At 55.7% G+C, this 13,138-nt stretch carries 12 protein-coding genes; 7 read left to right on the plus strand and 5 right to left on the minus strand.

Annotation, left to right across the window (positions count from 1 at the left end):
* Nucleotides 1–188 precede the first annotated feature (188 nt).
* Nucleotides 189–878 (minus strand): alpha/beta hydrolase, encoded by a 690-nt coding sequence (locus tag M6G53_RS13470; protein WP_253332127.1) that lies wholly within the window; start codon nt 876–878, stop codon nt 189–191.
* An 845-nt stretch (nt 879–1,723) separates the two neighbouring features.
* Here M6G53_RS13470 and M6G53_RS13475 point away from each other — a divergent pair.
* Nucleotides 1,724–1,900 carry a GhoT/OrtT family toxin gene (locus M6G53_RS13475; RefSeq protein WP_253332129.1) on the plus strand — a complete coding sequence of 59 codons (177 nt, stop codon included), beginning with the start codon at nt 1,724–1,726 and terminating at the stop codon, nt 1,898–1,900.
* 269 nt (nt 1,901–2,169) lie between these two features.
* On the opposite strand, the gene M6G53_RS13480 is transcribed toward M6G53_RS13475, so the two are convergent.
* Nucleotides 2,170–2,463: a hypothetical protein gene (locus M6G53_RS13480; protein WP_253332131.1), complete on the minus strand. Its 294-nt coding sequence runs from the start codon at nt 2,461–2,463 to the stop codon at nt 2,170–2,172.
* Nucleotides 2,464–2,688: 225 nt separating this feature from the next.
* Here M6G53_RS13480 and M6G53_RS13485 point away from each other — a divergent pair, with 225 nt between their 5' ends.
* The 3 genes from M6G53_RS13485 (at nt 2,689) to M6G53_RS13495 (ending at nt 5,318) form a co-directional block, all read left to right on the plus strand.
* Nucleotides 2,689–3,171, plus strand: coding sequence for a hypothetical protein (locus M6G53_RS13485; protein ID WP_253332133.1), 483 nt, complete (start codon nt 2,689–2,691; stop codon nt 3,169–3,171).
* 315 nt (nt 3,172–3,486) lie between these two features.
* Nucleotides 3,487–4,047 (plus strand): 3'-5' exonuclease, encoded by a 561-nt coding sequence (locus M6G53_RS13490; RefSeq protein ID WP_253332135.1) that lies wholly within the window; start codon nt 3,487–3,489, stop codon nt 4,045–4,047.
* A gap of 77 nt (nt 4,048–4,124) precedes the next feature.
* The gene (locus tag M6G53_RS13495; protein WP_253332137.1) at nt 4,125–5,318 is read left to right on the plus strand and encodes a multidrug effflux MFS transporter; all 1,194 of its coding nucleotides are present in this window, start codon (nt 4,125–4,127) and stop codon (nt 5,316–5,318) included.
* A gap of 8 nt (nt 5,319–5,326) precedes the next feature.
* Here the strand turns inward: M6G53_RS13495 and dadX are convergent, their stop codons facing one another.
* A complete protein-coding gene (dadX, locus tag M6G53_RS13500; RefSeq protein WP_253332139.1) occupies nt 5,327–6,400 on the minus strand; it encodes a catabolic alanine racemase DadX in 1,074 nt (357 codons plus the stop codon).
* Nucleotides 6,401–6,476: 76 nt separating this feature from the next.
* Nucleotides 6,477–7,781 carry a D-amino acid dehydrogenase gene (locus M6G53_RS13505; protein ID WP_253332141.1) on the minus strand — a complete coding sequence of 435 codons (1,305 nt, stop codon included), beginning with the start codon at nt 7,779–7,781 and terminating at the stop codon, nt 6,477–6,479.
* A gap of 629 nt (nt 7,782–8,410) precedes the next feature.
* Here M6G53_RS13505 and M6G53_RS13510 point away from each other — a divergent pair.
* Together M6G53_RS13510 and M6G53_RS13515 are read left to right on the plus strand one after the other, a co-directional pair.
* On the plus strand, nt 8,411–9,088 hold the full coding sequence (locus tag M6G53_RS13510; protein ID WP_253332143.1) for an acyltransferase family protein: 678 nt from the start codon (nt 8,411–8,413) through the stop codon (nt 9,086–9,088).
* Between the two features lie 4 nt (nt 9,089–9,092).
* Nucleotides 9,093–10,364 (plus strand): acyltransferase family protein, encoded by a 1,272-nt coding sequence (locus M6G53_RS13515; RefSeq protein WP_253332145.1) that lies wholly within the window; start codon nt 9,093–9,095, stop codon nt 10,362–10,364.
* 196 nt (nt 10,365–10,560) lie between these two features.
* Here M6G53_RS13515 and zinT read toward each other — a convergent pair whose 3' ends face one another.
* Complete coding sequence (gene zinT, locus M6G53_RS13520; protein WP_253332147.1) at nt 10,561–11,211, minus strand: metal-binding protein ZinT; 651 nt, start codon at nt 11,209–11,211, stop codon at nt 10,561–10,563.
* Between the two features lie 313 nt (nt 11,212–11,524).
* Between zinT and M6G53_RS13525 the strand changes: the two genes are divergently transcribed.
* A complete protein-coding gene (locus tag M6G53_RS13525) occupies nt 11,525–13,060 on the plus strand; it encodes a SpoVR family protein (protein WP_253332149.1) in 1,536 nt (511 codons plus the stop codon).
* The last annotated feature ends 78 nt before the right edge of the window (nt 13,061–13,138 follow it).

Consider the following 13,138-nt stretch of genomic DNA (forward strand, 5'->3'; position numbering starts at 1 on the left):
GTCAGTCGGAAATCTACGCGATCATTGCCGCCGCCGTGGTGTTGATAATGCTGTTAATGATCAACATCAATAGCGACATCAGCGTTTATCCCTAATTGGATCCGGGTATGCTGCCCTTTAGTACGGCGAAACAGGGGGCAAAGAGGCAGGGTATCTCTTTTCCCCTGCATAGCATTCCAGCCCCTGCTCTATTGCGAACCGGCCGCTTCGTCGATCAATCCCGCGATCTCATCAGCATGGGAAACCAGCGAGGCATGGCTGGCATTCAGCACCATGACTTTCTTCGCCTGTAGCCGCTGCGCCATGCGCCGTTGGTTCTCCGGGGCTATCATGCGATCGTCGCTGGAAAGTTGATACCATGACGGTTTATGTCGCCAGGCCGGTTCACCGAGGGTATTGCCGAACGTGCCGGCCAGCGGAGCCTTCTGCGTCACCGCCATCACCAGCGCCTCATCGGCGCTCAGATCCTGGCAAAAACTTTCGTGAAACTTGTCGGTTTTGATCCACAGATAACCATCGCTGTCCGGGGCCAGGTTCGCCATTGCCGCAGGCGGGTACGCTTGCGTAATGCCTCCGGGGCTTTCCCCGGCATCCGGCGCAAACGCAGCGATATACACCAGGCCAACCACGTTAGGCTGATTGCCCATTTCCGTGATCACCGCACCGCCGTAAGAGTGCCCCACCAACAATACCGGCCCCGCTTGCTGCGCGACCAGCTTACGCGTGCGTTCCGCATCCTCAGCCAGTGAGGTCAGCGGCATTTCTACCGCACGAATCGCCGTATGTCCCCGGCGCGACAACTCGATGATGACGTTACGCCAGTGCGCGGCGCCGCCCCAAAATCCATGTACCAGCACGATAGTAGGTTTGGTACTCATTGCCGACTCCTTCATCTACATGGAAGCGCGATAAACAGGTAAGCGGCCGCCCCAAAGGGCTGCGCCTTGCAGCCTGCGACGTCACGCGATCCCTATTTTATATAGTCAGCCGCGCAACGCTCGGCAATAGCTCCGACGGGTTAATGCCCTCCCGGTTTACGGCTGCGCCACGGCTTGCCGACGCGGCGTTAACCACAAAGGCAGAGAGAAAGATGGGATTAAAACTAGGATTTTTACCCATAGCGATCTAAAATCCTGCGCAAAAACAAAGAGAAGAAATTTTTATTCACCGGGAAAAGGAATAAAGTTGTGAAGGAAATGATCTCCATCGTCTTGATGACATGCCTGCTGGCGCTGCTGTTTTCGTGGCTGTTCGTCTACGGTCTTAACATTCATTAAACCTGTGGCGGCAACAAACGCCCCTTCCTGGCTGACAAGCAGCGCATCGGCGCGATGCGCTAAACACGCCGGCCTATCGGCGCCCAACAGGACGCGAGATCCGCCAAACCCGGCGCCGCCTCGCCTTAGCCTCTCATCCCAAGAATACATCATTAATTTTTATGGATAACGGCCCCAGCACGTCTCTGTACGCTTCACCGAAGCTTCTTTTATTTAGCGGTACCCCCTCCTGAGAAAGCGCTTGCCCGCCGCCAAATGTTACCGGTAACTATGTTGTTGATTTCTATTCGTAATAAACGCAAAGATGCTAATAACCCTGCGCTATTTATAGCAATAAATTATGTACTCTTATGGATAAAGGTTTGAATAAACGGCCTTTGATCATTGATTATCGCTCGCCAAGCTCCTAGAATTCGCGCGTAAAAATACAACTGGGATCGGGTTTCATGTCGTCGCTGTGGGTTGCAACGCAATACTGTTATGTTATTGGTCTTTTAGTTTCTATGGTTTTCACCTACCTGGTTAGCCGGGACACCGTCAAAATTCGCTGTATCAGCGCACTGACCATCGGGTTAACCTGGCCATTGAGTCTGCCGGTGGTGTTGCTGTTTTCACTGTTCTAACGCGCCAAAATGCCTCGGGCCGCTTTTGTCTTTTCAACAGCTGCATTAATGAGAATAAGATAACCGACGAAGTCGCGATTTTGGGTGAGATAAAAAAACGCCAGCGCAAGGCTGGCATGAAACTGGAAGCAATGTGAGCAATGTCGTGCCGGCTCGGGGGGCACAGAAGGAGACAACCCTTTTCCCCTCACCGGCGCAAAAGATGATAATGCGTCTCACTACCAAATGCAAAATAATTTCACTGCGCAACCTTTCCCCAGGAGAGACGATCAGCCGCGCGGCGCTCGCCAGCACTGATACACCCGCCCCGCGCCCCACAGCATCAGCCATAGTAAGATGTTCAGTCCCCCCCAGAGCATCAGCAGATAGAGGAAAGTCTGATAACCCGGAATGCCGCGATCGGCCTGGAACGGGTTAAAGCGCAAAAACTTGACGATCGCGAAGGGGTTGAGGTTAAAACGGTTGAAGACACAGGCCGTCAGCAACGGCGGCAACAGCAGGTAAAAAGCCAGGCCGAATATCAGCAGGAATTTTGTGCCATAAGTGTTTTTATAATCTTTCATATCAACGTATTGCTTGCTTCATCTCAGTGCGAAAATCGCCTGACGGCCGCACGCTTACCGACCCTGTGAGCGAAAAAGAGTTCCACGCCAACGCATAAATAAAGCCTGTCCAGCGTTTAATGCTCATTTAGCCCTCGAATGATATATACCCTGTGGATTTTAAATTATGATGCCGGCGCGCCGCCTTCAACCGCAGCGTTTATGCCGCATCATCAGGAGGCCTTAATGAAACCGGACGCCCTCTCCCCGCCGCCGACCGCGAAAAAGCTCAAGGTGATCTACGGCTGGTATATTTACGTTATCTATATTCTGTTGGTTTTTAACATCTACATGGCGGTCTACAACGTTTGCGTTCGGCACCCGATCGAAGCCCCGCTGCTGTCGCTGTTTCACAGCCTGTTCCTCGCGTTGATGCTGCAGCAGGTGCTCAAGAAAAACGTCGTTTTCGCCTGGATCTTGCTGAGCTATTTTATTCTGATGCGCCTGTATTACGCCAATCTGCTGCATGTCGAGTTCACGCTGGTGAGCCGCGGGCTGGTACTGTTGATTTTGACGCTGCTCCTTACCGGCACGGTGGCCGTCGGGCAGTTGGCCACGCCGCCACAGCGGCTGGACTGGCTGGCGCGGCTGGGCTGGCGCCAATGGGGAGCGCTCACGGCGCTGGCGGCCATCCTGACGCCGTTGATTACCACCGACTATCTGGGATAAACAGGGGGCTATTTGGGAATATGGGGTTCGGAAACGTCCACCATTCGGCATATTTTGGTGTAGTTTCCCGCTTTTTCACAGATCTTGTCCGTGACATACACGCTAAGATAACCCAGCAGCAGTAAGTAGCCGACCATGCACAAAATAAAGATAAGCGTTCTCACCGATAGCGACCAACCTGACAAGAATATCGCAAGCATCATAACCTGAACGGGGTGCTTTAGCCCGTATCAAAGTATTTCATTCGTGTACGAGCCGCATCGCCATGCGTTCTGTAGTAACATTGAACCCTCATGCCAACCGCCGGAAACGCCGATGAACCATCTGATGTTAGACATTGAAACTTTGGACATAAAACCCAGCGCCGTCATTCTGGTGGTTGCGGCGGTGTTCTTCGATCCTCGCACCGGGGAGCTGGGCGCCGAATTCGAAGCCACCGTCAGCAGCCAGAAGGAGCAACCAGGCCGAACCATTAGCCTGGACACGGTTGCCTGGTGGGCGAAACAGTCCGACGCAGCGCGCAAACTGGCTTTCGGCGGCACCGAGAGCCTGAAGCGCGTGTTGAGCAGCCTCAGCCGCTTTATCCATATGAACAGCACCGACACGGTGAAGGTCTGGGGCAACGGCAAAGAGTTCGACTGTGCGATCCTCGAACACGCCTTCCAGCAGCAGGAGATGCCCTGCCCGTGGAAATTCTGGGATACTCAGGACGTGCGTACGGTGATCACGCTGGCGGAACTGCACGGCTTTAACCCGAAAAAGACCCGTCCGTTCGAAGGCATGCCGCATCGCGCGTTGGACGACGCACGCCACCAGGCACGCTATGTGGCCGATACCGTCTCGGCACTCTACGTCCGCCAGGGGGCGCAGCGCTGACCCGCTTTGCCTCTTTTCATTTATCGCCAGAATCTCTACTCTAGCCCTCTTTGTCACTCGGACGTGCCTTTCCTGTTATGCAAAAGTTTCTGTTTATGCTTCTCAGCCTGGTGCTGCTCGGCCCATTGGGCATCGATCTTTACCTACCGACCATTCCCGCCATCGCCACCGGCCTCGGCAGCAGTGAAGCGCTGATCCAATCCACTATTTCGCTGTTTATTCTGGTGCTTGGCCTTGGCCAGGTGATCGCCGGTCCGTTGGTGGATAACTATGGCCGCAAGCCGGTGGCGCTGGCCGGCATTATCCTCTACATGATCGGCGCGGCCATGGCGGCGCTGGCCACCAGCCCAACGGTTTTCATCGCTTCGCGTCTGCTGCAAGGCGTGGCGGTTTGCTGCACCGCCGTCGTCGCCTTCAGCGGCGTGCGCGATCGCCTGAATGGCGACGACGCCGCCCGCGCCTTCGGCTTTCTCAACGGCACGCTGAACATCATCCCGGCACTGGCGCCGCTGCTCGGCGGCCTGCTCGCCGAAGCCTTCGGCTGGCGCGCGCCTTTCTGGTTCCTGGTCGGCTACGCGCTGCTGGTGTTGGCGCTCATCGCGCTGCGCCTGCCGGAAACCCGCCCCGCCGACACCGTGCCGGTCAAAGGGCTGCCGGTGCGCCAATACGCGCGCATCCTCAGCGAACGGCGCTTCCTCTCCTTTGCGGTGGTGAACTCCGGGGCGATGGGCATGGCATTGACCTACGTTTCGCTGGCTCCTAACGTGCTGATGGGCACTGCCGGCCTGACCCCGCTGCAATTCTCGCTGGTGTTCGGCGCCAACGGTTTCTGGATTATGCTGGTCAGCTTCTTCGCCAACCGCATCATTCACAAGGTCGGCCGCCCGGTTTGTCTGGCGACCGGCGGCATGTTGATGGGGCTGGGCTGCCTGGGCCTGCTGCTGGGGGTCATGCTGCTGCCTGCGACGGCGCAGGTGCACTGGCTGGCGTATATGCTGCCGGTCGCCAGCGCCTGCGCCGGGTTGGCGTTCGTGATGGGCCCGGCTACCAGTTACGCGCTGGAGCCGTATTCCAATGAGGCCGGCGTCGCGTCCGCGCTGGTCGGTTTCGTGCAGATGGCGGGCGGCGCTGCGCTGGGTCTGGTGGCGATGGCGTTGCCGCTGCAACCTAAGCTGTCGCTGGCGTTGGTGATGCTGGCGGGCTGCCTGCTGGAGCTGCACGCGCGGCGGCTCAGCAAGCAGATTAAAGGACAGATACGAAAAGTGGCCTGAGCCGCAGCTCAGGCTTCGGTAACCACCGGCACTCGCGCCGTCAGGGCCGACAGCAGCTCATAACCTAACGTCCCTGCCGCCGTGGCCACCTCGTCCACCGGCAGGCGTTTCCCCCACAGCTCCACTTCGGCACCCAACTCGGCTTGCGGACAAGGGGTCAGATCCACCGCCAGCATATCCATCGATACCGCCCCCAAGGTGCGCGTCAGCACGCCGTCAACCCATACCGGCGTTCCTGTCAGCGCATGACGCGGATAGCCGTCGGCGTAACCGCAGGCCACCACGCCGATACGCTGAGGGCCGCTGGCGCTGTAACGGCCGCCATAGCCCACGCGATCGCCAAACTTCAGCTGTTGAATGCCGATGATCTCGCTGCTCAGCGTCATCGCCGGCTGCAGTCCCATCGCTGCAACGTCGTCCCAGCAACCGCTCGGCGAAGCGCCATACAGAATGATCCCAGGGCGGACCCAGCTGCCATGGGTCGAAGGGTGCCACAGCGTGGCGGCCGAGTTAGCCAGGCAGCGCGGCAGCGGTATATCGGTAGCCGCCGTCTCGATAGTGGCCATCTGCTGGGTTACGCCTTCCGGGCCGTCGGCGGTAGCGAAATGGCTCATCAGCGTCAGCTCGGCGATGTTGGCTACTCCCTGCACCCTTTGCCACACCTCGCGCAGCCGCTCGGGTGCAAACCCCAACCGATTCATGCCGCTGTTCACTTTCAGATAGACATTGAGCGGCGCGCTCAGCGCGGCGTCGGCAATCGCCGCCAGCTGCCAGTCGCTGTGTACCGCCGTCGTCAGGCGGTAACGATCGAGCAACGCCAGATCCTGCGGCTGGAAGAAACCTTCCAGCAGTAGAATCGGCCCTTGCCAACCCGACTCGCGCAGCAGCACCGCTTCCGCCAGATCCAGCAGGGCGAAGCCGTCGGTTTGCGCCATGCTGCGCCAAACGTGTTTGATGCCGTGACCATAGGCGTTGGCTTTGACCACCGCCCAGACTTTGGCGCCGGGGGCGAAACGACGCACCACCTGCAGGTTATTTTCAATCGCGCCGAGATGCAGCGTGGCGGTTATGGGACGGGGCATCGGTTCTCCTTGGGGCAGCATACAGCGGCCACGCGCACCTGCGCGTGGCCGGGAAAGTCTATGACAGCGTCGACGATTAACGTGCGGGATGCACGTCGTTCAGCGGAACCGCGTGTTGCTGGCGAAACCCGGCGCTGTAACGCGCCACCGCCAGATCATCGGAAGGGATCGCCGGCGTAATACCGGACATCAGATCGGACAACAACTGCCCGGAACCGCAGGCCATCGTCCAGCCCAGCGTGCCATGCCCGGTATTGAGATACAGGTTCTTCAGCGAAGTACGGCCGACAATTGGCGTGCCGTCCGGCGTCATCGGCCGCAGGCCGGTCCAGAACGTCGCGTCCTCCACTCTGCCGCCGTTCGGGTAGAGATCGCGTACCACCATCTCCAGCGTTTCGCGCCGTTTTTGCTCCAGCTGCGTGTTGAAACCGACGATCTCCGCCATGCCACCAACGCGAATACGCTGGTCGAAGCGCGTGATGGCGATTTTGTACGTCTCATCCAATACCGTAGAGAACGGCGCCGCCGCTTCGTCGGTGATAGGAATGGTCAACGAATAGCCCTTCAGCGGGTAAACCGGTATCGACACCAGGCCGCGCAGCAGCGCCGTGGAGTACGAGCCGAACGCCACCACGTAGCTATCGGCCTTGAACACGTCCTCGCCACACTGCACGCCGGCGATCTTGTCGCCCTCCACCAGCAGACGATCGACGCCGCGGTTGAACAGGAAGGTCACGCCCGCCTCCGCTGCCATCTTCGCCAGCCGTTGCGTAAACAGCTGGCAATCGCCGGTCTCGTCGTTCGGCAGCTGCAGGCCGCCGGTCAGCTTGTGCGCCACCTGCGCCAGGGCCGGCTCAACGCTGGCGAGCTGGCTAGCCTCCAGCAGTTTGTAAGGCACCCCGGCATCTTCCAATACCGCGATGTCCTTCGCGGCGTTTTCGAACTGTTGCTGGGTGCGGAACAGCTGCAGCGTGCCGCCCTGCCGCCCTTCGTACTGGATCCCCGTTTCCTGCCGCAGCGCCTTGATACAGTCACGGCTGTATTCCGCCAGGCGTACCATGCGGCCTTTGTTGGTCATGTAGTGTTCGGTGTTGCAGTTTTTCAGCATCTGCCACATCCAGTTGAGCTGGAAGCTGCTGCCGTCGAAACGGATCGCCAACGGCGCATGGCGTTGGAACATCCACTTGATGGCCTTCAGCGGCACACCCGGCGCCGCCCAGGGAGCGGCATAGCCTGGAGAAATTTGCCCGGCGTTCGCCGCGCTGGTTTCCAATGCCGGGCCAGGCTGACGATCGATCACCGTCACCTCGTGTCCCGCCTTCGCCAAATACCAGGCACTGGCTACGCCCACCACTCCACTACCTAAAATTACTACTCGCATCGCTGACTCCAGCCCAAGGCCTCACAAAGCATAATCTTCTGCTCACAGGAAATTAACTCAGTGAAAAAATCCGTCCAACAACTTCATCATCAAACGTGACAATATTCACAATTAATTTATCGTCGATGGGGACTGCGTTTGCAATAGCCGCCGCCAAATAGCGATAAGATGCGGTTTAAGGGGGATTATGGCGTCATACCGCCACTGAATCGACAGCAACGCTGTCAATGATAGCACCAAAAAAAGGCATGATAGGTAACAAGAATTTAACAGAACATAAAAACACCAACCACAAAACGTAAAGAATACAAAACCAAAATACAAAAGAAATAAAGCATAAAAAGAAAATAAGAATTTCAACCTCGACAGCAGAAAAAACGCAGTAAAAACCAACATCCCCTAAACACTTTATGGCTTGCGTATCTCCGTTTGCGGCGCACCATACCCAAAATCGCCCGTTCTTCAGGCCAACACATCACTTCATAACCGATCAAGCGCCTGTTTCTGCGTAAAAATCCTATTCAACAGCCAGACGTATAGGCATTTTTTGCCACTTGGTGCAAAATACATCGCCAAGCAACGTTACAAGTTGTTAATCAGCATCATCATTTTGATAAATGAGTATCAATATGACTTCTACTGCAAGGGTCTTCCGGCATGACATTAACGGCTTAAGAGCCTGGGCCGTCATCGCCGTTGTTCTTTTTCACTTCGGCATCCCCGGTTTTGCGGGCGGTTTTGTCGGAGTCGATGTGTTTTTTGTTATTTCCGGCTTTTTAATGACACAAATAATTGTCAGCGGTTTGGAAACCGGCAAATTCTCTATCTGGCATTTTTATCTGGCGCGCGCTCGGCGAATCATTCCAGCGCTCATGGCACTGTGCATCACTTTATTGGTACTGGGGTGGTTTTTCCTTGTCTCTACGGATTACACCACCCTTGACAAACACGTTCTGACCGCAATTCTTTTTATTTCAAATGTCAAGTTTTGGCGTGAGGCCGGCTATTTTGACGCAGACTCGCATGAGAAGTGGTTACTGCATACCTGGTCACTTTCCGTTGAATGGCAATTTTATATTATTCTGCCCATTGCCCTCGTGTTCATGGCTCGTCTGTGGAGAACTCGCGGCATTCAATTGACGATATTCGTCGGCCTGATACTTTCATTTGCCCTGTCCTGCTACCTCGCGATCAAATCCCCGTCATCAGCATTTTATTTGCTGCCAACGCGTGCTTGGGAGATGCTGGCCGGGGGGGGCAGTGTGGGGGTTGACACGAAACGTTCAACTCCATGCCACCAAGGCTAAATGGTTGGAATGGTCTGGTTTCGCTTTAATTATCGCCGCCATCACGCTGTTTAATCCCAGCTTGGCGTGGCCCGGGTTATATGCAGCGGTGCCGGTTACTGGCGCCATGTTGGTGCTGGCTGCAAGCCGCCAAAACTCTCTGTTTACCTCTAACTACCTGGCAGAACGCCTTGGCGTCTCGTCCTATTCAATCTATCTTTGGCACTGGCCTATTGTCGTGTTTCTCGGCTATAACAACGCTGCGAGCTCATGGAATTGGCTGATTGCCGGCATCATTTTGAGTCTTATTCTTGGCGAACTCTCATTAAGAATGATCGAAAACCTCGCCAGAAAAAGACTGTCGAGGCAAACAGCCTGGGGAAATGTATTTACGATCGCAACCTGCACTACGGTCATCGGTTTCGCCTCTATCGCGCTATTCAAGATCAATTTCCCACATCGCGTGCCACCGCAAATTGATGTAGTGGCCAACGAAAGCCTAAACGTCATCCCTAATCGCGACAAGTGCATTGCCTCTACCAGCACCCGTTCACCGGAATGCATATACGGCGGCCATGACATTAAAGCCGTGGTGGTAGGCGATAGCCATGCCGACGCTATGCTGACTGGGGTCGTCGCCGCATTACCTAACAAGAATGACGGGGTTCTTGACCTGACTTACGCCAGTTGCCCGACTCTTTTCGGAGCGAAGATGGTGCCCGGAGAAGTGCCGGGAAGCCAGTGTCACGAATTTAACCAGTGGGAACGTGAGAGGTTGAAGCGCATTGATAAAACGATCCCGATCGTCATCATAAACCGTTCATCCGTCTACGCCTTCGGCCAACACAATATCGTGGCGAAAATGAACATGCCGATGGTTTATTTTTCCAAGATCTATTCGCGCCCTACCCCCGAATTTCTGAAGGAGTTCAAAAAGGATCTGGTGGAAACAGCATGCGAGTTGGCCGTTGATCATCCGGTGTTCATGGTTAGGCCAACGCCGGAAATGATGCTGGATGTCCCGAAAACACTTTCCCGCTCAATGATGCTGGGTAAGAGCTTGCACATTTACCTCTCGGAAGAGGATTACCACAAACGTCATCAATTCGTTTGGGAAGCGCAGAACGAGGCAGCGGAGAAATGCGGTGTCAAAATCCTCAATCCTCTTCCGATTCTGTGCAAAAACGGTCTCTGCGACAGCACACACAATGGCCGCCCGATCTATTACGATGACGACCACCTCAGTGAATATGGCAACAAACTGTTAGTACCGATGTTTCAGCAAATATTCCTGTAGTGCACGAATCAATAAACCCGCAATTGCGGGTTTATTTTTGGGGATGACGTCCTAAATCACGTGGACACATTTCACTGACACTCTGTCAGTAATGCTTAGCTCATAGAGTTAAGAATGCGGCAGGTTTCCCCTTATTGTGGCTATTTGCAGCCGTACGATCGACTTGGCCGCACCCAGAATCAGCGGAATTGCCGCATCAATGATGCAGCATCTCGTCCACGACGTCTTTGGTCTGCAGCTGGAACGGGTAGTAGGTCGGCCAGTTGTCCATCTCTTTCAGCAACGCCTCCTGCGAGGTATTGCCCATAAAGATATGAAAATGCGCAGACTTGCGCGGACCGATGATGTGATCGCTGAACTGCACGAATTTCGGCGCCTGGCTGCCGGCATCCTGGCATTCGAACAGATAACGCACGCCCTTTTTACCGGAGACATAGGTCAGGATCTTATGCCCGGCGTACTTATACTGACAGGCGCTGGATTGGTCGCCGCGGTGAAACGCCATGACGCCGTTCTCAATGCCGATGGTATCCACATCGGTGGCGTACCCTTTGCGGTAATACGCCTTCACTTCTGCGAAGGACTTGCTCTTATCCTGCGCCGCCTTCTTCTTGAACACCGGATCGAGGTCCCCATTGAGCAGATAAGGATACACGGATTGCCACACGCCCTCCCAATCCGCCAGGTTGCGATCTTTAACGTCCTTATCGTCGAACACGCCCGCTTCCGCCTTTTTTTCCACTTCCGTCAGCGGCTTGCCATGTGAATGGTGCCCGTGGGCAAGCGCCTGCCCGCTGATAAACAACGCCACCAGCGCCACCGCCAGTTTGCCAAAATGCCTCGCCAAAAGATGCTCCTTGTCCGTCATTGAGAAAAATTAAAAGTTACAATATAACATAACAACTTTCAATCCCTGTCACGCAGCCGGCAATGTGTTGCGTGCCCTCACCGCGGGGTTATACTCGAAGAGGATATGCGTCTCGGTGCCGCCTTCTGCCAAGACGGACGCGGCGCCGGCGGGCGACGGATTGACTGCCGTTCGCTCCCTTGCGTACCGCCATTTTTATTTCACTGATTTGCAACGGTTAATTATGACTTGAACTATGCTTGTTACAGGGCCTGCCGTTTGAGCAAGACCTGTGAATAATGAGGGTGCGCTGATGACTACTTCAACACATGAAAAGGTTAAGGATGATAAACGTCTGAGCGATGGACCGGACTGGACGTTCGAACTGCTGCAGGTGTATTTGGAGCAGATCGACCGCGTCGCCAAGCATTACCGGCTCGACACCTACCCCCATCAAATCGAGGTGATCACCTCCGAGCAGATGATGGATGCCTATTCGAGCGTCGGCATGCCGATCAACTATACCCATTGGTCGTTCGGCAAGAAATTCATCGAAACCGAGCAGCGCTACAAACAGGGCCAGCAAGGGCTGGCCTACGAAATCGTCATCAACTCCAATCCCTGCATCGCCTACCTGATGGAAGAGAACACCATCACCATGCAGGCGCTGGTGATGGCGCACGCCTGCTATGGCCACAACTCGTTCTTCAAGAATAACTATCTGTTCCGCAGCTGGACCGACGCCAGCTCCATCGTCGATTATCTGCTGTTCGCCCGCCATTACATCAGCCAGTGCGAAGAACGCTACGGCGTCGATGAAGTGGAAAGATTGCTGGACTCCTGCCATGCGCTGATGAACTACGGCGTCGACAGGTACAAACGCCCGCAGAAAATCTCGCTGGTGGAAGAGAAAGCGCGCCAGAAAAGCCGCGAAGAGTATCTGCAAAGCCAGGTAAACACGCTGTGGAAGACCCTGCCGCGCGTGGCGCGCGAAGAGTCGCCGGAGCAGGCGCGCCGGTATCCGAGCGAACCGCAGGAAAACATTCTCTATTTTATCGAGAAGAATGCGCCGCTGCTGGAACCCTGGCAGCGTGAGGTGCTGCGCATCGTGCGCAAAGTCAGCCAGTATTTCTACCCGCAGAAACAAACCCAGGTGATGAACGAGGGGTGGGCCACCTTCTGGCACTACACCATCCTCAACCATTTGTACGACGAGGGCCGGGTAACCGAGCGATTCATGCTGGAGTTTTTGCACAGCCACACCAACGTAGTGTACCAGCCACCGTACAACAGCCCGTACTATAACGGCATCAACCCTTATGCGCTGGGCTTCGCCATGTTCCAGGACATCAGGCGCATCTGCCAATCGCCGACCGAAGAAGACCGTTACTGGTTCCCGGACATCGCCGGCAAAGACTGGTTGGAAACGTTGCACTTCGCCATGCGCGACTTCAAGGACGAAAGTTTTATCAGCCAATTCCTGTCGCCCAAAGTGATGCGTGACTTCCGGTTGTTCACCGTGCTGGACGACGATCGCAACAACTATCTGGAGATTGCCGCGATCCATAACGAAGCCGGCTATCGGGCGATCCGCCAGGAGCTGTCGGCGCAATACAACCTGAGCAACCATGAGCCGAACATTCAGATCTGGAACGTGGACCTGCGCGGCGACCGCTCGCTGACGTTGCGCTATATCCCGCAAGAACGCGCACCGCTGGATAAGAGCCGGCGCGACGTGTTGAAGCACCTGCATCGCCTGTGGGGCTTCGACGTGATTCTCGAGCAGCAAAACGAAGACGGCAGCGTGGAGTTACTCGATCGTTGCCCGCCGCGGCCGACGCCGCTGTAACCGCACCGCGCCATTCCCCGGCCAGCCGGGGAATGGCTTTATTTATCCATTTAACCGGCGGCGGAAAAAGTCCGAAAA

This window comes from Serratia nevei (genome assembly GCF_024160145.1).
Lineage (GTDB): Bacteria > Pseudomonadota > Gammaproteobacteria > Enterobacterales > Enterobacteriaceae > Serratia > Serratia nevei_A.